Origin of the sequence: Mesorhizobium sp. CC13, assembly GCF_039907765.1 — a bacterium.
Classification (GTDB): Bacteria; Pseudomonadota; Alphaproteobacteria; order Rhizobiales; family Rhizobiaceae; genus Aminobacter.
Genome location: NZ_JARDJI010000008.1, coordinates 171,136 through 192,338 on the forward strand (window position 1 = coordinate 171,136; position 21,203 = coordinate 192,338).

General features: G+C 65.7%; 17 protein-coding genes and 1 tRNA gene. 6 read left to right on the forward strand and 12 right to left on the reverse strand.

What is annotated here, in order from left to right; genetic code table 11:
• Nucleotides 1-3: 3 nt before the first annotated feature.
• Together PV773_RS13750 and guaB are read right to left on the reverse strand one after the other, a co-directional pair.
• Entirely contained in the window at nucleotides 4-567 is a 564-nt protein-coding gene (locus tag PV773_RS13750) for a hypothetical protein (RefSeq protein ID WP_347966873.1), read from the reverse strand.
• On the reverse strand, nucleotides 564-2,066 hold the full coding sequence (gene guaB, locus PV773_RS13755; RefSeq protein WP_347966874.1) for an IMP dehydrogenase: 1,503 nt from the start codon (nucleotides 2,064-2,066) through the stop codon (nucleotides 564-566). Before guaB ends, PV773_RS13750 begins: the two co-directional genes overlap by 4 nt.
• Nucleotides 2,067-2,318: 252 nt before the next feature.
• On the opposite strand from guaB, the gene PV773_RS13760 reads away from it, so the two are divergent.
• The 3 genes from PV773_RS13760 to PV773_RS13770 all read left to right on the forward strand — a co-directional run bounded on the left by PV773_RS13760 (nucleotide 2,319) and on the right by PV773_RS13770 (nucleotide 6,001).
• The gene (locus PV773_RS13760) at nucleotides 2,319-3,419 is read left to right on the forward strand and encodes a YjgN family protein (RefSeq protein ID WP_347966875.1); all 1,101 of its coding nucleotides are present in this window, start codon (nucleotides 2,319-2,321) and stop codon (nucleotides 3,417-3,419) included.
• Entirely contained in the window at nucleotides 3,409-4,476 is a 1,068-nt protein-coding gene (locus tag PV773_RS13765; protein WP_347966876.1) for a M48 family metalloprotease, read from the forward strand. Before PV773_RS13760 ends, PV773_RS13765 begins: the two co-directional genes overlap by 11 nt.
• A gap of 106 nt (nucleotides 4,477-4,582) precedes the next feature.
• A complete protein-coding gene (locus PV773_RS13770; RefSeq protein ID WP_347966877.1) occupies nucleotides 4,583-6,001 on the forward strand; it encodes an MFS transporter in 1,419 nt (472 codons plus the stop codon).
• Here the strand turns inward: PV773_RS13770 and PV773_RS13775 are convergent.
• The gene (locus PV773_RS13775; RefSeq protein ID WP_347966878.1) at nucleotides 5,996-6,718 is read right to left on the reverse strand and encodes an RlmE family RNA methyltransferase; all 723 of its coding nucleotides are present in this window, start codon (nucleotides 6,716-6,718) and stop codon (nucleotides 5,996-5,998) included. The two genes, PV773_RS13770 and PV773_RS13775, sit on opposite strands and share 6 nt — an antisense overlap.
• Nucleotides 6,715-8,073 (reverse strand): Ppx/GppA phosphatase family protein, encoded by a 1,359-nt coding sequence (locus PV773_RS13780; protein ID WP_347966879.1) that lies wholly within the window; start codon nucleotides 8,071-8,073, stop codon nucleotides 6,715-6,717. Before PV773_RS13780 ends, PV773_RS13775 begins: the two co-directional genes overlap by 4 nt.
• A gap of 277 nt (nucleotides 8,074-8,350) precedes the next feature.
• Between PV773_RS13780 and PV773_RS13785 the strand changes: the two genes are divergently transcribed.
• Together PV773_RS13785 and PV773_RS13790 are read left to right on the forward strand one after the other, a co-directional pair.
• A complete protein-coding gene (locus tag PV773_RS13785; protein WP_347966880.1) occupies nucleotides 8,351-9,295 on the forward strand; it encodes a YbhN family protein in 945 nt (314 codons plus the stop codon).
• A 117-nt stretch (nucleotides 9,296-9,412) separates the two neighbouring features.
• Nucleotides 9,413-9,486, forward strand: a tRNA-Gln gene (locus PV773_RS13790).
• Nucleotides 9,487-9,834: 348 nt separating this feature from the next.
• Here PV773_RS13790 and PV773_RS13795 read toward each other — a convergent pair.
• The 7 genes from PV773_RS13795 to PV773_RS13825 form a co-directional block, all read right to left on the reverse strand.
• Nucleotides 9,835-10,884, reverse strand: a complete 1,050-nt coding sequence (locus PV773_RS13795) for an ABC transporter ATP-binding protein (protein WP_347966881.1) — start codon at nucleotides 10,882-10,884, stop codon at nucleotides 9,835-9,837.
• Nucleotides 10,881-11,918, reverse strand: a complete 1,038-nt coding sequence (locus PV773_RS13800; RefSeq protein WP_347966899.1) for an oligopeptide/dipeptide ABC transporter ATP-binding protein — start codon at nucleotides 11,916-11,918, stop codon at nucleotides 10,881-10,883. Before PV773_RS13800 ends, PV773_RS13795 begins: the two co-directional genes overlap by 4 nt.
• Before the next feature lie 110 nt (nucleotides 11,919-12,028).
• A complete protein-coding gene (locus PV773_RS13805) occupies nucleotides 12,029-12,916 on the reverse strand; it encodes an ABC transporter permease (RefSeq protein WP_347966882.1) in 888 nt (295 codons plus the stop codon).
• 14 nt (nucleotides 12,917-12,930) lie between these two features.
• Entirely contained in the window at nucleotides 12,931-13,887 is a 957-nt protein-coding gene (locus PV773_RS13810) for an ABC transporter permease (RefSeq protein WP_347966883.1), read from the reverse strand.
• A gap of 42 nt (nucleotides 13,888-13,929) precedes the next feature.
• Nucleotides 13,930-15,531, reverse strand: coding sequence for an ABC transporter substrate-binding protein (locus tag PV773_RS13815; protein WP_347966884.1), 1,602 nt, complete (start codon nucleotides 15,529-15,531; stop codon nucleotides 13,930-13,932).
• A 119-nt stretch (nucleotides 15,532-15,650) separates the two neighbouring features.
• Nucleotides 15,651-16,520, reverse strand: a complete 870-nt coding sequence (locus tag PV773_RS13820) for an amidohydrolase family protein (RefSeq protein ID WP_347966885.1) — start codon at nucleotides 16,518-16,520, stop codon at nucleotides 15,651-15,653.
• The gene (locus PV773_RS13825) at nucleotides 16,507-18,318 is read right to left on the reverse strand and encodes an adenine deaminase C-terminal domain-containing protein (RefSeq protein WP_347966886.1); all 1,812 of its coding nucleotides are present in this window, start codon (nucleotides 18,316-18,318) and stop codon (nucleotides 16,507-16,509) included. Before PV773_RS13825 ends, PV773_RS13820 begins: the two co-directional genes overlap by 14 nt.
• A 252-nt stretch (nucleotides 18,319-18,570) precedes the next feature.
• On the opposite strand from PV773_RS13825, the gene PV773_RS13830 reads away from it, so the two are divergent.
• Nucleotides 18,571-19,959, forward strand: coding sequence for an amidohydrolase family protein (locus tag PV773_RS13830; protein ID WP_347966887.1), 1,389 nt, complete (start codon nucleotides 18,571-18,573; stop codon nucleotides 19,957-19,959).
• Between the two features lie 95 nt (nucleotides 19,960-20,054).
• Here the strand turns inward: PV773_RS13830 and PV773_RS13835 are convergent, their stop codons facing one another.
• On the reverse strand, nucleotides 20,055-20,783 hold the full coding sequence (locus PV773_RS13835) for a GntR family transcriptional regulator (RefSeq protein WP_347966888.1): 729 nt from the start codon (nucleotides 20,781-20,783) through the stop codon (nucleotides 20,055-20,057).
• Nucleotides 20,784-21,203 lie beyond the last annotated feature (420 nt).

A 21,203-nucleotide genomic window follows, 5' to 3' on the forward strand; every position in this document is an offset into this window, starting at 1 on the left:
GTTCTAGCGCAGCACTGCCCGCGAGCGCCTTGCCGCCGCAATGGCGAAGGCGCCGATGACAGCAACCGGCACCGCCAGAAACGCAAATTTGGCAACGATCAGGCCCGAAGCGAGCGCCATCGCCTCGGCGCCTGCCGATGGCGGGTCGGCGAGGATTCGCGCGACGACGATGTTCTCAGCGTAGTCGGCGACCGCATAGGGCAGCACCAATGCCAGCGCCAGGATCGCGCGCAGGCGGTCCGAATGGGCGGCGAAGCGCGGCAGCCGATCCCCGGTCTTGAGGATGAGGCTGACAAGCGTGGTCGACAGCAGCGCCGGGAAGATCAGGTCGAAGGTGAGATAGTGCCAGACCAGAATGGTCTCCGCACCGGGTCGCCCCAGGCCCGCCACCCAGGCGAAGCCCTCGCTCTCGGAAAAGCCCCAGAAGCGGAGATCGAGCGACGACAGGCCGCCGCTCAACTTGCGGAAATACAGGAATTCCACCATCGTCATGGCGGCGAAGACCGCCGCCGTGGCGAAGCTTAGTGCGGCCGCGTGGCGCCGCAGTCTCAGGATCGCATGGATCACGCGCCGCCCGGGTAATTCGGGCTTTCGCGGGTAATGGTCACGTCATGGGCGTGGCTTTCGCGCAAGCCGGCATTGGAGATGCGCACAAAGGTGGCGCGCTCGCGGAAATCGGCGAGGTCGCGCCCGCCGACATAGCCCATGGCGGCCTTCAGGCCGCCGGCCAACTGGTGCAACACGCCCGCGACCGGACCCTTGTAGGGAACCTGGCCCTCGATGCCCTCGGGCACGAGCTTCAGCGTGTCGCGCACCTCGGCCTGGAAGTAGCGGTCGGCCGAACCGCGCGCCATGGCGCCCACCGAGCCCATGCCGCGGTAGGCCTTGAAGGAGCGGCCCTGGTGCAGATAGACCTCGCCCGGGCTCTCGTCGGTACCGGCGAGCAGCGATCCGATCATGGCCGCTCCCGCGCCGGCGGCCAGCGCCTTGGCGAGATCGCCTGAGAACTTGATGCCGCCGTCGGCAACCACGGTGACGCCGGACTTCTGCGCCGCCTCGACGGCCGACATGATGGCCGACAGCTGCGGCACGCCGACGCCCGCCACGATACGGGTGGTGCAGATCGAGCCCGGGCCGATGCCGACCTTGACCGCGTCGGCGCCCGCGTCGATCAGCGCCTGGGCGCCTTCGGCGGTCGCGACGTTGCCGGCCATGATGCGGACCGAGTTCGAGATCTTCTTGGCGCGGGTGACGGCGTCGAGCACGCGCTGCGAATGGCCGTGGGCGGTGTCGATGACCAAAAGGTCGACGCCGGCATCGATCAGGCGCTCGGCACGCTCGAAGCCGTCATTGCCGACGCTGGTGGCGGCAGCGGCACGCAGGCGACCCTGCGCGTCCTTGGTGGCGTTGGGGTTGAGCTGCGACTTCTCGATATCCTTGACGGTGATGAGCCCGACGCAATTGCCCTGCTTGTCGACGACGAGCAGCTTTTCGATGCGGTGCTTGTGCAGGAGCCGCTTGGCCTCTTCCTGATCGACGTTCTCCTTGACCGTGATCAGGTTCTCGCGCGTCATCAGCTCGTAGACCTTCTGGGAAGGGTCGGAAGCGAAGCGCACGTCGCGGTTGGTGAGGATGCCGACCAGACGGCCGGTCTTCTGGCCGCCGGTGCCGCCGTTCTCGACGACCGGGATGCCAGAAATCGTATAGTGGCGCATCAGCGCCAGCGCATCGGCAAGCGTGGCGTCGGGGCCGATGGTGACCGGGTTGATGACCATGCCGGATTCGAACTTCTTGACCTGGCGGACCTGCTCGGCCTGCTCGGCCGGCGAGAAGTTGCGATGGATGACGCCGATGCCGCCGGCCTGGGCCATGGCAATGGCGAGGCGCGCCTCGGTGACGGTGTCCATGGCGGCCGAGATGATCGGCACATTGAGATCGATGTCGCCGGCTATGCGCGTGCGGATGTCGGTCTCACCGGGCATGACCTCGGAGTGACCCGGCTGCAGAAGCACGTCGTCGAAGGTCAGCGCCAGCGCGCCGGTGGAAGATTCGATGATTTTCGCCATGGCCACTCCTCAGGGGACGTCAGAAGGAAGAATGCGAAAGCGGGCGCTGGAACCAATTGGTATGCAGCGCCGACTCCTCATCTTCCCTTTCAGGATTGGCGCTGGCTGGTAACACGTCTTGAGGCCGATGAAAAGCATGTGATGCAGGCCAATCGACGTAGCGGATACCGGTGCCGCTTGCACCTGCCCGCATTTTTGGCAAGGTGCGGCAAGGGGCAGATTCATCTTTGAATTGCGGGGAGCGATGGCAGCATGAACGACATGTCGAACCTGCAGACGCCGGCTGCGCCAAGTCTGGCGATGCGGCGAGAGCCGTTCACATTCACGGGTACCGCACGCGAATATTTCGGCATCTGGATCGTCAACGTGCTGCTGACGATCCTCACGCTCGGCATCTATTCGGCCTGGGCCAAGGTGCGGCGCCAACGTTACTTCTACGGCAATACGCATCTTGCCGGTGCGACCTTCGACTACCACGCCTTGCCTTGGCGCATCCTGGTCGGGCGCGTCATCGTCCTGCTGATGCTGGTGCTCTACAACCTCACGCTGCAGTTCCTGCCGCTGTTCGGCCTGCTCGTCTTCGCAATCTTCATGTTCGCCATTCCCTGGTTCATCATGCGCGGCCTGCGCTTCAACGCGCGGGTGACGAGCTATCGCAACGTCCGCTTCGATTTCACCGGCACCTATTGGGGCGCCTTCCTGGCCTATATCGTCGGCGGCCTGCTCATCTACGGCTCGGTCGGCCTGCTCGCGCCCATCGCCTCGCGCTGGATATGGAACTACATGCTGGGCAATCTTCGCTATGGCGGGCGTCCGATCACCTGCGATCCGCGGCTGGACAAGCTCTACGGCCAGATATGGCTGCCGGCGTTCGTGCTGATCGGCGGTGGCCTGGTCGGCTTCGGCATCGTCATGGCCATCCTGATGTCGGTGGGCCTTCCCGACGTGAACAGCGCCAATCCCAGTGGCTGGTCTATCGCCATGATGATGATAACGATCTATGCCGCGATGATACCGCTGTTCCTGGTCTTCATGCTGGCCGGCCTGATCTACCGCGCCGGCGTCCGCAACGTCGTGTTCAACGAAACGGTCATCGACGGGCGGCACGTACTGGCCTCGTCCATCGGGCGCGGCCGCTTTGCCTCGATTTCGATCACCAATCTCCTCGCCACGATCGTCACCCTCGGTCTCGCACGGCCCTGGGCTGCGGTCAGGATGGCCGCCTACATGGCGACGGTGACGGCGCTCGACACCACGGGCTCGCTCGACGCCTATGCGAGCGACCTGCAGAACGCCGGCACGGCAACGGGTTCAGAATTCCTCGACGTGGAAGGGTTCGACCTTGGCTTCTGAACAGCCTGTCGTCGCCGGCCTCTGGCGCAAGGCTGGAGAGGCCCGCGCGGTCGACGCGCTTTTGGCGATCGGCGCCGATGGAGCGGCCTCGGTGACCGGCAGCGACGGCGCAGTCCTCGCCTGGGGTGCGTTCCAGGGAACGAAAGTTTCCGACCGTGTCGGATCGATCCCGCGCCAGGTCACCTATCCCGACGGCGGCGTCTTCGAGACCGGCGACAATGACGGCGTCGACCGGCTTGTCGCGTCCCATTCATCCGGCAGCGCCGGCTTCATTCACAAGCTTGAACGGTTCCGCCCTCGCCTGGCGCTGTTTGTCCTGGCAACGATCGTCCTGGGCTCAGCAGTCTATCGCTATGCCATGCCGCTGCTGGTCGAAGTGGCGATATCCGTCACACCGCCGGTGGTGACGACGCTGATGAGCAAAAGCGCGCTCGCATCGCTCGACCAGGCCATCTTCGAACCGAGCAAGCTCAGCGCAGAGCGCCAGAAATCGTTGAGCGACGGCTTCGCCGAATTGGTTGCACAGACGGATGAAACCCCATCCGAGCGCACCGCATACGCCCTCACCTTCCGTACCGGCGGCCCCATCGGCCCCAATGCCTTTGCCCTGCCCGACGGCACGGTGGTTCTCACCGACGAACTGGTGGAGTTGGCAGGCAAGGACGACGAAATGATCCTGGGCGTGCTCGGGCACGAGATCGGCCATGTCGACCACAAGCACAGCCTGCGCCAGCTTTACCGAGCCGCGGGCGTGACGGCGCTGATCATGCTGATCGGCGGCGACATCGGCTCGGGCACCGAAGACATCATGGTCCAGGGCGCGGCCCTGTTCAGCCTGTCCTATTCCCGCGACGCCGAGACCGACGCCGACAGGTTCAGCGTGGCGCTCATGCACAAGGCCGGAAAGGACCCCGCCGCCATCGCCCGCTTCTTCGAATTGCTGCGCGACAAGCTTGGCGATCGTGCCGAAGGCAACTTCCTGTCGACGCATCCCGCAACGCCCGAACGCATCGCCGAAACCCGGCGCTATGCAAGCGAGGTCGGCGGCTCGAACTGACTGGCCTTGAAGAGCGGCGCGCCCTGGCAGCGGACAGGCTGGCGACAGCGTGCTACGCGTCCCCGATCGGCGCATTGCCGCCGCAACCGACCCATACCGTTCCGACATGTCCACGAATCGAACCACTCCGCTGATCCTGGCGGTCGCCCTCTTCATGGAAAACATGGATTCCACGGTGATCGCCACCTCCCTGCCGGCGATCGCCACGGATATCGGCGCCAGCCCGATCGCCCTCAAGCTGGCGCTCACCGCCTATCTCGTGTCGCTCGCCATCTTCATCCCCGTCAGCGCCTGGATGGCCGACCGGTTCGGAGCCAAGCGGGTATTCAGGGTCGCGATCGGCGTGTTCATGCTGGGCTCGATCGCCTGCGCGCTTTCCAACTCGCTCGGCGCCTTCGTGCTCGCGCGCTTCCTGCAGGGCATGGGCGGCTCGATGATGACGCCGGTGGCGCGGCTGGTGCTGGTGCGCACGACCGAAAGGAGCGGGCTGGTCTCGGCCATGGCGACGCTGACGATCCCCGCTCTCATCGGCCCGCTGATAGGGCCGCCGGTGGGCGGCTTCATCACCACCTTCTTCGCCTGGCAGTGGATATTCCTGATCAACATTCCGATCGGCATCGTCGGCATCTGGCTGTCCGGCCGCTTCCTGCCCGAAATCCCGCCAGAGCCGACCCAGCGCATGGATGTCGTCGGCTTCTTCCTGTCGGCCATCGCCGCCTCGGGCATCGTCTTCGGGCTTTCGGTCGTCAGCCTGCCGGCGCTGCCGCCCGTGGTCGGGGCGATCACCGTCAGCGTCGGCGTGGCCTGCGCCCTGCTCTACATCCGGCACGCCCGGCGGACGCTCCATCCGCTGCTCGAGCTCAGGCTGTTTTCCAATCCCGTATTCAGGACCGCGATCGTCGGCGGCTCGCTGTTCCGCATCGGCGTCGGCGCGACGCCGTTCCTGCTGCCGCTCTTGTTCCAGCTGGGCTTCGGACTTACGCCATTCCAGTCGGGCATGATCACCTTCGCCTCGGCCGCAGGCGCGCTGTCGATGAAGTTCGTGGCGCCGCGCATCCTGCGCTCGGTCGGCTTCCGCACCGTGCTTCTGGTCGCATCCGGGGCGTCGGCCTGCCTGATTGCCATCAACGGCTTCTTCACGGCCGAAACGCCCTATCTGCTGGTCCTTGCCGTGCTGTTCTTGGCAGGGTTCCTGCGCTCGCTGTTCTTCACCTCGGTGAACGCGCTGGTGTTCGCCGATGTCGAGCCGGCCAAGAGCGGACAGGCGACTGCGATTTCGGCAGCGGCCCAGCAGATCACGGTTGCGCTGGGTGTGGCCGTCGGCGGCGGAGCGCTGGAACTTTGGAGCGCGTTCACCGAACAGGCGATCGGCGACGCAGGCTTCACTTTCGCCTTCCTCGTCATCGCCACCGTCACGGCCACGCCGATGCTGCTGTTTGCGCGGTTGGCGCCCGACGCCGGCGGCGCGATCTCCGGCCACCGCAAGTCCCGGGTGCCGGCGGCGGAAGAGCCTCAGCAGCTATGACGGCTCGGGCTCGGCGCGGCCCTTGAAGTCCTTGGCCAGGAGATAGAGCTCCACCGATTCGTCGCGCGAGGCCGGCGGCTTGACGTGGTGGACGGAGCGGAAGTTGCGCTTGAGCTGGTCGAGCAGACCAGCCTCGGTGCCGCCCTGGAACGTCTTGGTCAGGAAATGGCCGCCCGGCTTCAGCACCGAGATGGCGAATTCCGCCGCCACCTCGCACAGATGCATGGTGCGCAGATGATCGGTGCGGCGGTGCCCGGTCGTCGGCGCAGCCATGTCGGACACCACGATGTCGGGCTCGCCGCCGAGGGTTTCCGCAAGCTTCTCCGGCGCCTCGGGGTCGAGGAAATCCATCTGCAGGATGGCAGCACCCGGCACGGCATCCATCTCGAGATAGTCGATGCCCACGACATGCGGGTTCTCCTCGGTCGAGCGGGTGCGCGCCGCCGCAACCTGGCACCAGCCCCCCGGTGCCGCGCCAAGGTCGATCACCTTCATGCCCGGCTTGAGCAGGTGGTGCTTGTCGTCGATCTCGATCAGCTTGTAGGCGGCGCGCGACCGGTAGCCGTCGGCCTTGGAGCGCTGGACGTAAGGGTCGTTCATGTGCCGCTCGAGCCAGCGGCGCGACGATTCCTTGAGGCCGCTCTTCTTCTTGATCTTGGTCCGCAGCACGCGGGTCGCGCCCGCCGAAGTGCCGGGTTTGGTCGGTTTCTTGGTCATGCCCGCTGTCCGTTCCGCCAGTTGCGCCGCCACACGCCGTCGTCGGCCATCAGTTCGCTCAATATGCCCTCGCGCAGGCCACGGTCGGCAACCCTGAGGCGCTCCGACGGCCACACCGCGCGGATCGCCTCGAGTATGGCGCAGCCCGCCAGCACCAGATCGGCGCGGTCCGCACCGATGCAGGGGTTGGCCACGCGCTGGTGGAAATCCCAGCCGAGCAGCTTGTCGACCATGCGGTCGACGCTCGCGCCGTCCATCCACAAGCCATCGACCCGGCGGCGATCGTAGCGGTCGAGCTCCAGATGCACGCCGGCCAGCGTGGTCACGGTCCCCGAGGTGCCGAGCAGGTGGAACTTCGGGCTCGAAACGATGTGGCCAAGCCGGTCGCGGCCGTCGAAAGCCTGCAGCCGCTCGGCAACGTCGGCCACCATGGCGGCGAATATCTCGCGGGTCACGGTACGGCCGCCGAATCGCTCCGCCAGCGAGACCACGCCCACCGGCAGCGACGTCCAGGAAACGATGTGGTTGGCCAGCCGCGGCGAACGGTGACGCGAGACGTCGATCAGGGCGATCTCGGAGGACCCGCCGCCGATGTCGAACAGCACGACGCCGTCCGTGTCGCGCTCGACCAGCGAGCCGCAGCCGGAAACGGCGAGCCGCGCCTCGGTGCGGCGATCGATGATCTCGAGCTTGAGGCCGGCCTCGCGCTCGACGCGGTCCAGGAACTCCTCGCCGTTGGCGGCGGCGCGGCAGGCTTCCGTGGCGATGAGGCGGGCGCGCCTGATCTTGCGGCTGCGCAGCTTGTCGGCGCAGACCTTCAGGGCCTCGACCGCCCTGTCCATGGCGGGGCGCCCGAGCCGGCCGGAGGCGGTCAGCCCCTCGCCCAGGCGCACGATGCGCGAGAAGGCGTCGACGACCCTGAATTGCCCGGGGCGTCCGGGCACGGCGACCAGCAGGCGGCAATTGTTGGTGCCGAGGTCGAGGGCGGCAAAGACGGGAAGGTCGGAAGCCGCGGGACGGCGCGGCACGCCATTCGGCGCGGCCCTGGCGTCGGATTTCGCCATCCGCGCGGGATCCGCCTGCGGCGGCAAGGCCGTCGGCTCGGCCACTGCCGGTTCGGCGGCGACGGCTGCGACAGGGCCGCCGTCGCGGGCGTAAACCTTGCGGCCGCGACGGCGCTTGCGCCTTTTCCTGGTCTTGCCCTTGGGTTGCGCAGCGTCCGCATTGGCACCATCGACGCCAGGCCGTCCGACGGCCTGACGTCCGGGCCGGAAAGGTGCCCCGCCGTTCGGCGACGGACCTTCCCCCGAGACACCCGCATCCGACGCTTCGGCGCCGGCTTCGCGGTTCTTCACTTGCAATTTCCTTCTCGCGCCGCGCGAACCTTTTTGGACGCTGCACGCGCATTTCATCTTGTGTTGGCTGCAGACTATCAGCGCATCCGCCGATCACCAAGGCCCGGCCGGATCGTTTTTTGCCGCCCCGCCCCGAGCGTCGGGGGAAAGCTCCGGTCCGGGTTGAATAGCCGGCGTTGATCGGGCAAAGCTGAAATCGAGCCGGAAATGCGAGCGGACGCATCGGCCCGACGAGGCACGAAAACGCCAATCGAAAGGAGCGGGCAAGCCCCGCCGCATGAGAATCAAGGACTATATCTGGCCGGTCATCGGGCTCGCCGCCGTCGCCGTTTCCGCCTGGCTGCTCTACAACGAGTGGCGCGAGATTTCCCTGGACGATGTCTGGAGCGGTATCGCGGCCATCCCCCTGCGAGGCTGGCTGCTGTCGGCGCTGAGCGCCGTCGTCGCCTATGCGGCGCTGGCCGGATACGACCACATCGCACTTGTCCACATCGGCAAGCGCGTGTCGTGGTTCTTCGTCACCGTCTGTTCCTTCACCACCTACGCACTGTCGCACAATATCGGCGGATCGGTCTTTTCCGGGGCGGTGATCCGCTACCGCGCCTATGCCTCCAAGGGGCTGACCGGGCACGATGTTGGGGTGCTGGTGGCGATCTGCTGGTTCACCTTCGTGCTGTCCAGCGTGTTCGTGGGCGGGGTGGTGCTGCTCCTCGAGCCTTCGTTGCTCGACCGCTACACCGAAGGCCGATACGAAGAATGGTGGATCGCGCTCGGCCTCACCATGCTCCTGTTCGTCGCCGCCTATGTCTTCGGCAGCTGGCTGCACCTCAAGCCGCTCGCCATCGGCAAGTTCCGCCTGCACTATCCGGCACTGCCGATCGTGGCGCGTCAGCTGGTCATCGGCCCGCTCGAAATCCTCGCCGCCGCCGCGATCATCTTCTTCGCGCTGCCTGCGGAGAACAATCCGGGCTTCCTGGTCGTCCTCGGCATCTTCCTGTTCTCCTTCGCCATGGCTCAGGCCTCGCACGCGCCAGGCGGCCTCGGCGTGCTGGAAGTCGTCTTCCTCACCGGCCTTGCGGAGATGGACCCCGCGGCCGTGCTCGCCGCCCTCCTCGTCTTCCGGCTGTTCTACCTGATCATCCCGCTGCTTCTCGCCATCGTCGCGGTGCTCGCCTTCGAGCATTCCCAGCTCGGACGCCGCAGCCGCCAGGACGAAGTGTGAAAAGCAGAAAATCAAGTGCCGGACGGGGTTGACTATTTTCCGCCGGTGGCTACAAGGCAGCGCTCAGGTGGCTGCGTCAAGCGCGACCTGACGGTGCCGGACACGCTTCGGCCCTGCTGGGGAATAGGTTAACGGTAGACCCACGGACTCTGACTCCGTTAGTCCTGGTTCGAATCCAGGTTCCCCAGCCATTCAATTTCCAAGCCATTGAAATCGTTCGCAAAACAGATCGCTGCGAATCCGTTTTCGATGCCTTTCCGCGATTGTGCACACAACCGAGGCATTGGGCTGTGCACAAATTGTGGCCAGCTCACTTCGCCAGAATGGATTTCACAACGATCTCAATGGTCTAGACAGAACACGCCAACTCTCTGGCTGGGAATCCAGGTCCGGAAGCTAGTGCTGGTGGACCGGCAGCGAGGTTCCCAGCCGATCCACCAGCGGCACCGGATCATGGGAACATGCGGAGGGGAAGCGGACCGCAAATGATCCCGGCGCGACCCGCGGCCGTTCGGGCCGCGGGGGAGACGGTCGAACGCCTAGCCGGCGTGAGCCACGACTTCAGACTGGGACACGACCAACGCGGGTCGAGTGAGCAACTCCGCCGCGCGGAAGCAACGCGTTTCCCGGCCCGGCGACAGCGAAACAGGCGGCGGGCTGGCTTTCGTGCACAGGGAAGCCTCCGCAAAGCGGCAGCGCGGCGCGAAGTTGCAGCCTTCGGCCAGCCGGCTCATGTCGGGCGGCGTGCCGGGGATGGCGTCGATGTCCTTGTCGCGCTCCTGGCCGTGTACGGTCGAGGCGAGCATGCCGATGGTGTAGGGGTGCGACGGGCGCAACAGCACATCGCGCACGCTGCCATATTCGACGATGCGCCCGGCATACATGACGGCCACCTTGTCGGCGATCTGGGCGGCGACGCCGAGGTCGTGGGTGACGAAGATCACGCCCATGCCGAGTTCCTGCTGCAGCTTGCGCAACAGCAAAAGAACCTGGATCTGCACGGTGGCGTCGAGCGCGGTCGTCGGCTCGTCGGCGAGCAACAGCTTGGGCCGGCACGACAGGGCAACCGCGATCATGGCGCGCTGGCGCAAACCGCCCGACAGCTCGTGCGGATAGGCCTTCAGCCGCCGCTCGGCATTCGGCACCTTGACGAGCTGCAGCAGGTCCAGCGCCTTGGCCGCCGCCTCGGCGTGGCTGCAGTGCTGGTGGCGCACGATGGTCTCGGCGATCTGGTCGCCGATCGTATAGGTCGGATCCAGCGCGGTCATCGGCTCCTGGAACACCATCGAGATGGTCGAGCCCCTGATGTCGCTGAGCTGGCGCTCGCTGACGGCCATGATGTCATGCTCTGCGACGCGGATATCGCCCGAGACTCGGGTGATGCGCGACGAAAACAGCCGCATCAGCGCCCGCATCGTCACCGACTTGCCGGAGCCGGACTCGCCGATGATGCACAGCACCTCGCCCCGCATGACGTCGAACGAGACGCCGTTGACGGCATGCACCGTGCGGTCGCGCGTCTCGAACCTGACGCTGAGATCGCGCACCTCGACCAGCGGCCGGGTGGCCTGTTCCGTAGGAATGGTCATCTTGCGGCCTCCTCAGCAAGCGCATCGTGTGCCGACGTCCCTGCCCTCGTGTGGCCCGACTGCGGATCGGCCATGTGGCAGGCGGCGACATGCGAGGCCCGGTTGGCCCAGGCGCCGAGCGCCGGCGCCTTCGCTTCGCAGATCGCTTCGGCGAACTGGCAGCGGCTGCGGAAACGGCAGCCCGGCGCCGGGTTGATCGGATTGGGCGGATCGCCGGTCAGCGGCGGCGTGACGATCTTGTCGTCAGGGTCCATCGCCAGGCGCGACTTCAGAAGCGCCGCCGTGTAGGGGTGCTTCGGCCCGTTGTAGATCTGGTCGACCGGACCCATTTCCACGACTTGGCCAAGATACATCACCATGACCCGGTCGGAGATGTATTGCACCACGTTGAGGTCGTGCGAGATGAACAGATAGGTCAGGTCGAACTCGCGCTTGAGCTGGCGCAGCAGGTTCAGCACCTGCGCTTCGACCGACTTGTCGAGCGCCGACACCGCCTCGTCGAGGATCAGCATCTTGGGGGCCAGTGCGAGTGCGCGGGCAATGTTGACGCGCTGCTTCTGCCCGCCCGACAGCTCGTGCGGATAGCGCGGCCCGAACAGTTCGGGGCGCAGGCCGACCTTGCCGAGCAGGCCGCGCGCCGTCTCACGCGCCTTGGCAGCACTCGTGCCGTGGACGCGCGGACCGTATGCGACCGAGGCCTCGACCGGCAGGCGCGGGTTGAGCGAGGAATAGCTGTCCTGGAACACCATCTGCAGGTTGCGCCTAAGATCGCGCAGCGGCAGGCCGTCCTTGGCGCCGACGGCACGGCCGCCGAAGGCGACTTCGCCGCTGTCGGGCTGCATCAGGTACATGAGCAGCCGCGCCAGGGTCGACTTGCCGCAGCCGGACTCGCCGACCACGCCGAGCGTCTCGCCCTTGAACACCGTGAACGAGATGTCGTCGACGGCGTGCACGTTGCCGACTTTCCGGTTGAGCAGGCCGCCCTTCACGGGGAAATACTTCTTCAGGTTCTTGACCACCAGCATCGGCGGCATCGCGGCTGATCCGCGCGGCGCCTTGCCACCGCCGGTCTCCGGGATTGCCGGGGCGTCGAAATGCGCCGCGGCAGGCATTGCCAATTGTGCGTCCACTTTCGCCTCCGATCTCACTGCCTGACGTCCATTGCCTGCCGCAAACCGTCGCTGACCATGTTGAACGACAGCGAGGTGATGAAGATCGCCACACCGGGCAAGGCGCACAGCATCGGGTCGATGTAGATCGCCTGGCGCAGCGCCGAGAGCATCAGGCCCCAGTCGGGCGTCGGCGGTTCGACGCCTAGGCCGAGGAACGACAGGCCGGCAGCGAGCAGCACCGAGACCGAGATCAGGCTCGAGGCGTAGATGAATACCGGGCCGAGCACGTTGCCCAGGATGTGGTGCACGATCACCGAGCCCATGCCTGCACCGCTGGCGCGGGCCGCCTCGACGAAATCGAGGCTTCGTACCTGGGCGGTCGCAGTTTCCGAGATGCGGCACAGCGGCGGGATGAACACCAGGGTCAGCGCGAGCAGACCGTTGAGCATGCCGCCGCCCATCATGCCGGAGACGGCAACCGCCAGCAGTACCGACGGGAAGGCGTAGAACACGTCCATCACCCGCATGATCGCGGTGTTGACGAAGCCCCCGGCATAACCCGCGACCACGCCGAGGAAGCCGCCGATGAGCGTCGCCAGCGCCACCGGCACGAGGCCCATGGCAAGCGAGACGCGGCCGCCATAAAGCAAACGAGCCAGCATGTCGCGGCCGAGTTCATCAGTGCCGAGCCAGCGCCCGGCGGTGCCGATCGGCTTCAGCCGGGCGATCATCTGTGGCTTGTTCGGGTCGATCGAGGTCAGCCACGGTGCAAACACCGCCGACAGCACGACGAGAAGGATGATCCCGGCGAAAAGCAGCGTCACGTGGTCATAGCTCAGCCGGTGGCCGACGCTCTGCCAGTAGCTCCGTACCCTGGGGGCGGCGGATCGCGAAGAGGTGTCGAAAGTCGCGTCAGTCATGATGTCCTCCCGTCTCAGCCGCGCTTGATGCGTGGATCGACAGCCGTCTGGATGAGGTCGACGCACAGGTTGGTGATGACGAAGCAGATGGCGAGCACCAGCACCACGCCCTGAACGACGGGCACGTCGCGGGTCAGGATCGCCTTGCCGAGCAGGAAGCCGGTGCCCGGCCAGTTGAAGATGGTCTCGACCAGGATCGAGCCGCCGACGAGATAGCCGAACTGCAGGCCCATGACGGCGAGCACCTGCGGCAGTGCATTGCGGATGGTGTGGCGGGCGACGGCCCATTCACCCAATCCCTTGGCCCGCAGCGCCTGGACGAAATCCTGCGACAGCACGTCGGCCACCGCCGAGCGGGTGTTGCGCATGATCACGCCGAGCGGCACCAGCGACATGGTGGTGATGGGCAGGATGGCGTATTTCAACTGCTCCCACTCGAAGATGCTGAAATTGTCGGAGCCGCCGCTGCCCATGCCCATGGCTGGCAAAAGGTTGAACTCGACGGCGAAGACGATCACCAGCACCACGCCGAACCAGTAGTTGGGAACGCTGACGCCGGCGATCGACAGGCCGGTGACCGTCCGGTCGACCCATGTGCCGAGATGATAGGCGGCAATCGTGCCGAGCACGAAAGCGATGGAGAAGGCGATCGCCACGGCACCGAACGACACCATGACCGTGTTCATCAGCGCATGCGAGATCTCCGTCAGCACCGGCCGGCCGCTCTGGATCGAGTTGCCGAGGTCACCCGATGCGACCCGCATCAGCCAGTCGAAATACTGGACCGGCAGCGGCCGGTCGAAGCCATATACGCCGCGCAGATATTCGATGTCGGCCTGCGAAGCGTCGGGCGGCAAGAGCGAGCCCAGGGGGTCGCCCGGGGCCAGGAACACCAGCCCAAAGCAGATGATCGATACGCCGAGGGCGATGGGGACGGCATAGAGAATACGCCGCAATGCATAAAGCCACATGGTCCTGTCTCCTGTTCGTCCTCGGCGCCTTTCTCCTTGTGACTATGGTTCGACGACGATCGGCGTCAGGTCCTGGAACCAGCTCTGCGCCTGGACGAAGCCCTTGACTTTGGGCGACATGGCACGCGGGTTGAGATCGTGCGCGATGTAGACCATCGGCGCCTGCGCCACCGCCAGCTCATGGATCGTGGTGATCATGGCGTCGCGCTGCGGCTCGTCGAAGGTTTCCATCGCCTTCTGGCCGAGCGCGTCGATCTCGTCGGTCGAGAACCAGCCCCAGTTCGGCCCGTTGGGCGCGAAGCGCCTCTTCATGACGAAACCGAGCACGCCATTGTAGGGCTCCATCGGCGCGCGGCTGACATTGATGGCGTCGATGTCGGGAAACGCCTCTCGACCCTTCAGGCTGATGTCATGCAGCGCGCTCCAGTCCATGACGTTGAAGTTGACCTTGAAGCCGGCCGCCTCGAGCTGCGACTTGACCAGCTCGTTCATCGCCAGCGGCTGCATCTGGCCCGAGCCGGCCGTCGACATCGCCACGTTGATCTCGCAGGGGAAGCACTTCGCCTCCTTGAGCAGCGCCGTCGCCTTCTCCGGATCGAAGTCGTACTTCAGCGGACGGCCGAAGTAGCGCGAGCTCGGCGGCAGCATGGCATAACCCGGCTCGCCCGTGCCGTTGAGCAGAGCCGCGACATCCTCACGGTTGACCGCATGGTTGGCTGCCTGCCGCACCTTGATGTCGTTGAAGGGCGGATCGACCATGTTGACCTGGTAGGTCCAGTTGTGCGGGTAGGTGTTGGTGACGATGGTCATTCCCGACGACTGCAGGCGCGGAATGGTGTCGGGCGACGGCGCCTCGATGAAATCGACCTGGCCGGAGAGCAGCGCCGCCGTTCGCGTGGTCGCTTCCGGCATCGGCACCAGCACCAGGCGGTCATGCTTGGGGATGCGGTTCTTGTCCCAGTAGTTCTCGTTCTTCACCAGTTCGAGGCGCTCATGCGGCACGACCTTGTCGAACTTGTAGGGACCGGTTCCTGCCGGGGCCTTGGCGTATTCCTCGTAGTTCCAGTTCGCCTTTTCCAGCGCCACCTTCGAGATCATGAAGAAGTTGGTCAGGCTGAACGGCGTGAAGGAATCCGGCGCCTTGGTGAACAGCGCCACCTGGTTCGCGCCGAGCGGTTCGACATGGTCGATGTTGCTGGCGCGGGTGCGCATGCGGGCAAACTGCGCCGGATCGAAGCCTTGCGTCGTCTTGTCGGTCAGGCGGGCAAAGTTCCAGGCCACCACCTCAGGCGTCAGGTCGGAACCGTCGTGGAACTTCACACCCTCGCGCAAGGTGATGATCCAGCGCTTGTGATTGGCGGGGTCGACCTCCCACTTCGTCGCGAGGCCCGGACGCAGCGCCGGCTCCTTGTCGGATTTGGACAGATCCCAGTTGATCAGCCCGTCATGCAGGTTGAAGCCGACGAAGCGGTAACCCTCATAGCCCTGGTCGGGCTGGCCGGTCCACGCCGGGATGTCGCCGAGTGTCATGGCGACGCGCAGCACGGATTCCGCAGACGCGGCTCCCGGCGACAGCATCGTGGTGGCGAGCGCGACGGCAGCGCTCCATCTGATCAGGCTCCGTCCGAGGGTGTGCATGGTCATGTCAGAGTTCCCTTTGTTATTGTCGACGCGTCGAAGGTCCGGTCCTCCCTGGACCGCTCCTCCCGGGCCGCCGCGCCGTTGGCGGCCATTCTACCACCGGGCGCGAGGTCCGGCTCGGTTCAGTCTTGGGCGCCCTCCTCCAGCCGGCCGTCGCGCGCGACGACCCGGCCATCGAGGATGACGACCGACGGCACCGCCTGGGCGATGTCGTCCACGATCAGAAGGTCCGCCAGGCGCCCTGGCGCCACGGAGCCGACATCGTGTTCGATGCCGTGCTGCACGGCCGCGTTGAAGCCTGCCATCTGCACCGCGCGATAAAGCGGAATGCCGGCCTGGAGCGCCGCGCCCAGAACGGGAAGCACGCCGAAGGAGGCCGAAATGGCATCGTTCGCTCCGCTGTGGCGCAGCATGAGACGGGCGGTCTCCAACCCACCCGCAGCGACAGCATGCAGCAAGGCGAGGCGCCTGGCCGGATCGAAGCCGCCGTCGAGAATGACAGCCTCGCCCTCTGCGATGGTGTCGGCCGCTTCCAGAGCGCTGGTGCAGACACGTTGCAGATGGATCAGGCGGGCATTGCCCGACATGCCGCGCCAGCCGAGCCTGTCGGCAGCCAGACGCCATTGGCGCAGCAGCGAAGGGCCGCTTGACGACGTCGTCGTCGCGCCCTCCAGGACGATGGATGTTACGCCCGACGGAACCAGGGCAGCAGTCAACGTATCGGCATCCACCGAGGGATTGACCAAGGGCTCGATGAAGCCGGGTAGGACATAGCGGCCCGAGCAATCGATGATGTGCCTGGCGCTGCCGTCGAAGCCGGGCCGGATCGCCACGATGCGCGAGCCGGCGATGGCGATGCTGGCCGTGTAGGTCTCTTCCGACCAGACACTGACCAGGTTGCAGTTGGCGAGCAGCAGATCGGCCGGTTGCCGGGCGAGCGAGACGCGAACGCCTGCCAATGCCGTTTTGACCGAAGCGTCAGTGGCCAGCATCGTGAACTCCTTCCACGACGACGGTGGTGCCGACGCCGATGCGCGAATTGATCAGCCCCTTGTCGGTCAGGCCGAGGTCGGGAAGCGTGGTGTGGATGGTCGATACCAGCGTCTTGAACGGATCGGTCAGCGTGCAGCCGAGCCCGGCAGCGGCAGCCTGAGCCTTGTCGATGCTGGCGAGCAGCGCCTCGTAGGGCTCTTCCGACATGATGCCGCCGACCCGCAGCGGCGCTTCCGCCAGCACCTCTCCACCGGCCACGGCGATGAAGCCGCCCTGGATTTCGCCCATGCGCTGGATGGCGTGCCAGATGTCGTCGTCTGTCGCGCCGACGACCACCACATTGTTGAACGGCACCGAGATCGACGTCGCCAGCGCGCCACGCTTCAGCCCGAAGCCCTTGACGAAGCCGGTGCCGACATTGCCGTGCAGCCCGTAGCGTTCGACGACCGCTATCTTGAGGATGTCGTTTGCAGGATCCGGCTGGATGCCGTCGGCGGTCACGGCGAGCTTATGGACGAAACCGCGATTGAAGGAGTCGCCGTCGACCACCTCGAAGACGCGCGCCTGCACCGACGTCGCATCCTCGGGCGCCTCGCATTTGAGCGACGAGCGCTTGACCTTGTCGAGCTTGATCGAGTTGCGGTAGCTCTCGGGAAAATTCGGCCTGGGGATATCGATCAGCAGTTCGCCGCGGCGGGCGACCACCTTGCCGCCGACGATGACGTATTCCGGCGGGAATGCATCGGGCGCGGTCATCAAGAGGATGTCGGCGAGACGGCCGGGGGCGATCGAGCCAATCTGGTCGGTCACCCTGAAATGCTCGGCCGGATTGAGCGTCACCATGCGATAGGCATCGAGCGGCGAGACGCCGGCCTCCAGCGCGATCCGCACCAGGTAGTCGATGTAGCCGTAGCGCTTGGTCACCATGTCGATCGAGGTGTTGTTGTCGATGCACATGCAGACCTGGCGAAACGACAGTCCCTTGCGCAGCATCTCGTCGAGCAGCGGCCGCAACTGGCCGCGCCGGCCGGTGCATTCGACGAAGAACAGCTTCAGCCCGCGCCGCAGCCTGGGCAGGATGTCCTCTCCCCGGCCGATGCAGTGGTCGTCCTGGATGCCGCTGGCGACGTAGCCGTCGAAGGCCGCCTCGTCGCCTCGGCGGATCTCGCCGCCATGGCCGCTGACCCGGAAACCGGCCTCGCGGCAGGTCTGGATGACCCGCATGTAGTCGAAATCCTCAAGCGCGATCCGCGACCACACCGTCTCGCCGATGCTCATGCAGCCGTCTGACAGCAGCTCGGCGATGTCGGTCGAGTTCATCTCGACGGCTGCCGTACCCAACGTCGCATCGAACGGGCAGTAGGAAGGTGCAGCCACATAGCCGCGCAGCGGCAGCCCTTCGAAGGAGCAGCGCAGCACGTCGACGGCCTCGACACCGCCGGTATGGGCGTTGTTGGTCGTGTCGACGAACACGGTCGTGGTGCCGAGCGGCAAGAGCACCCGCGCCAGTTCGCCGGGCCACAGGAACGTGGTGTCGACATGCATGTGGCAGTCGATCATGCCCGGCATGGCCCACAGGCCCTGGCAGTCGATCACTTCGGCGCCGGCGTAGCTGTCGCGCCTGGCTATCGAAACGATGCGCTCGCCCGAAATGGTGATGTCGGTCTCCTCGGTCACGCCTGAATAGACGTTGAGCAGCCGGCAGCCCTTCAGGATCAGCGTCGCCTCCCCCGCCGTCGCTGCGTCATGCAGCGGCGTTGCGAGACCTGAGCCAACCGGTGCGTCTTCAAGCGTCATTCTGGCGATCCTCCTGATGCCGGGCGGCTGCCTGGCAACCCGACCTTTCATCATCGTGACACCGCTCAAAAAAATTGCAACATAATTTTTATATTTTTGTTACAATCATTTTTGAAGATCATTCACAAAGAAGGCATTGCATTTTGTTCAAAATTTTGGCGGTATGCGCGCAACGAGACAGACCGCTGGGTCGACTGCCCGGTTTCGAGGCACAGCCGAAGCGTCAGGATAAACAAATGAAGGAGCGATGAGATGATTACGGAGACATCAGGCCCGGTGCAGGTCGACCTCGTGGTCAAGGGATGCGACCTGATCACCATGAACGATACCGACACGGTCATCCGCGATGCGGCACTTGCCGTGGACAAGGGCCGCATCGTCTGGACCGGCAAGGCCTCGGAGGCTTCGGGGCTCTACCGGGCCGAGCAGCTAGTCGACGCCAGCGGCCAGATCGCGATGCCCGGCATGGTCGACGCGCATTTCCACACCGCCCAGCACCTTTTGCGTGGCAAGCTGCCGGAGATCACCCGCACGCGCGCCCCGAAGATGCCGGTGTGGAAGCACTACTACCTGCCATTCGAGGCGATGCTCGAGCCGGAGGACGTGCACCTGTCGGCGCTGGCCGCCTACACCAACATGCTGCGCGTCGGCACCACCTGCTTTGCCGAGGCGGGCGGGCCGCACCCCGACGAGATGGGCCGCGCCGCCGACGAAGTCGGCATCCGCGGCTTCATCGCGCTGTCGACGGTGGACACCGGCATGGGCGTGCCCGATGCGCTGATGATGAAGACCCAGCAGGCCTATGACCGCAATGTCGAGCTGGTGCAGCGCTGGTCGAAGCACGAACGCGTCAAGGCATTCCTGGCGCTGCGCCAGATCGTGGTCTGCACGCCGGAGCTGGTGAAGGGCATCGGCCTGGCTGCCAAGGACCTCGACGTCAAGGTCCACACCCATCTCTGCGAGGGCATCTACGAGATCGACTTCGCGCTCGAGCGCTATGGCAAGCGGCCGACCGAATATCTCGAGGAACTCGGCGTGCTGTCGCACCATTTCCACGGCGCGCATTCGATCTTCCTGTCACCGGAGGAAGTGGATCTCTATGCGAGGCACAAGGTGTCGGCCTGCCATTGCGGTCTGCACAACTATTCCGTCGGCCAGCCGCGCGTCGCCGAGATGTGGCGCCGCGGCATCGATATCGGCCTCGGCACCGACGGCGCGGCTTCGTCGGGCACGCTCGACGTGTTCCAGGTGGCGCATGCCGCCCGCATCGGCCAGCAACTGGTCGCCGGCACGCCGTGGCACATGCGCACGGCGATTTCGAGCGACGAGCTGCTGAAGATCGCGACCCACGGCGGCGCCCGCGCGCTCGGCGTCGGCCATGAGCTGGGCCGGCTGGAGAGCGGCTACAAGGCCGACTTCATCCTGGTCGACGCCTCCGACATCGACCAGCAGCCGATCTACGATCCGCTCTTCACCGCATCGACAACCACGGTCGGCCGTGACGTCCGCACCGTCGTCGTCGACGGCAAGGTGGTGATGAAGGATCGCGAGATCCTCACCGTCGATGTCGAGGCGATCAAGGCACGGCTCGCCAAGCGGCGGCCGGAAATCATGGACAGGTTCGAAAGGCTGGTCGCCTGACGCAAGGCGCCAGACAGGGGCCGCTGGTCGGGCGGCCCCTTTTTGCCTGGCCAGGCTCATGAGGCGACAGTTCGGGGCCGTCCTGCGGGACAGCCCTATTTCCCCCTGGCAGGCCGCGCCGCATAACGCGCCAGGATTTCGCCCAGGCCCGGCTCCTCGGCCGGCTCGCCATCCAGGTTGACCCGCTCCAGAATATGCTCGAGGTGATGCACCATGGCGTTGGACGCAGCCGCCGCGTCGCGCTTGCGCAGCGTCTCCAGGATGGCGTCGTGCTCATCGATACCGCATTCCGACGACGAGCTGCGGCCATAAAGCGCCATCACCAGGGCGCTGCGCGTGATCAGTTTGCCCAGCGTTCCTTCCAGCACCCGGTTGCCCACCATCTCCGCCGCGCGCTGGTGGAACCGCTCGGCATAACGTCGCGATTCGGCGTCGCGGCCGGCGCGGTAGCTGTCGCGGTGATCGGTCACCTGCTTCTGCAATTCGTCGAGCTGTGCCGGCGTGATCTGCCTGGCCAGCCGCGCCGCAACCTCGCGCTCTAGCACGATGCGCAGGTCGAAAATCTCGCGTGCCTCCTCGACCGTCGGCGACGACACATAGGCGCCGCGGTTCTTGTGGATCTCGACCAGCGCCTCGCCGTGCAACCGGTTGAGTACGGCCCGCACCACCATCCGATTGACACCAAAGGAGCTGGCGATCGTCTCTTCCGAGAGCTTCATGGCCGGCTTGAGATCCCGCGACAGGATCGCCTCGACCAGGCCGGCATAGACGTCGTCGGTGCCGAGTTCGGCGGCGTCAGGTTCGACAACTTCGTGTTTGGACATGCTGCTTCCTGCTGAACGAGGCGGCGCCTGCCCCCAATCATCGGGATATAGAGCAGGACACCCGGTCGACACAATCACCCAGCATGAGAATAGCCAATCCGGATTAATTTCTGTCACACAAAATGAAACCGGCGACCGATGCTGCCGTGGACTTGCAGCTCGGGGAAGGAGTCGCCGGCGTCGCGCTCCCTATCGCGGCTTCCCGCCTGCGGGGAGAAGGTGCCGGCAGGGGGATGAGGGGCGGCGCGACGAAACGATCGACACGCCGCACCACGACGACCACGTCCCCCAACGCAAAAAAGCCCGGCGCGAGCCGGGCTTTTGTCTGCCGTGCGTTGTCGGAGTGGCGTTGGCCGAGCGCTTGGCTCAGTGGTCCATGGCCTTGACGATTTCCTCGGTCATCTTCTTGGCGTCGCCGAG

What these genes read in the sequence shown, in the direction of transcription:
- PV773_RS13800 (WP_347966899.1), bottom strand. Translation starts at nt 11,918, where the DNA reads ATGCCGCCGATGCTGGTGGTCAAGAACCTGAAGAAGTATTTCCCCGTG.
- PV773_RS13815 (WP_347966884.1), bottom strand. Translation starts at nt 15,531, where the DNA reads ATGACCATGCACACCCTCGGACGGAGCCTGATCAGATGGAGCGCTGCC.
- guaB (WP_347966874.1), bottom strand. Translation starts at nt 2,066, where the DNA reads ATGGCGAAAATCATCGAATCTTCCACCGGCGCGCTGGCGCTGACCTTC.
- PV773_RS13825 (WP_347966886.1), bottom strand. Translation starts at nt 18,318, where the DNA reads ATGACGCTTGAAGACGCACCGGTTGGCTCAGGTCTCGCAACGCCGCTG.
- PV773_RS13820 (WP_347966885.1), bottom strand. Translation starts at nt 16,520, where the DNA reads ATGCTGGCCACTGACGCTTCGGTCAAAACGGCATTGGCAGGCGTTCGC.
- PV773_RS13770 (WP_347966877.1), top strand. Translation starts at nt 4,583, where the DNA reads ATGTCCACGAATCGAACCACTCCGCTGATCCTGGCGGTCGCCCTCTTC.
- PV773_RS13805 (WP_347966882.1), bottom strand. Translation starts at nt 12,916, where the DNA reads ATGACTGACGCGACTTTCGACACCTCTTCGCGATCCGCCGCCCCCAGG.
- PV773_RS13775 (WP_347966878.1), bottom strand. Translation starts at nt 6,718, where the DNA reads ATGACCAAGAAACCGACCAAACCCGGCACTTCGGCGGGCGCGACCCGC.
- PV773_RS13830 (WP_347966887.1), top strand. Translation starts at nt 18,571, where the DNA reads ATGATTACGGAGACATCAGGCCCGGTGCAGGTCGACCTCGTGGTCAAG.
- PV773_RS13785 (WP_347966880.1), top strand. Translation starts at nt 8,351, where the DNA reads ATGAGAATCAAGGACTATATCTGGCCGGTCATCGGGCTCGCCGCCGTC.
- PV773_RS13795 (WP_347966881.1), bottom strand. Translation starts at nt 10,884, where the DNA reads ATGACCATTCCTACGGAACAGGCCACCCGGCCGCTGGTCGAGGTGCGC.
- PV773_RS13810 (WP_347966883.1), bottom strand. Translation starts at nt 13,887, where the DNA reads ATGTGGCTTTATGCATTGCGGCGTATTCTCTATGCCGTCCCCATCGCC.
- PV773_RS13835 (WP_347966888.1), bottom strand. Translation starts at nt 20,783, where the DNA reads ATGTCCAAACACGAAGTTGTCGAACCTGACGCCGCCGAACTCGGCACC.
- PV773_RS13760 (WP_347966875.1), top strand. Translation starts at nt 2,319, where the DNA reads ATGAACGACATGTCGAACCTGCAGACGCCGGCTGCGCCAAGTCTGGCG.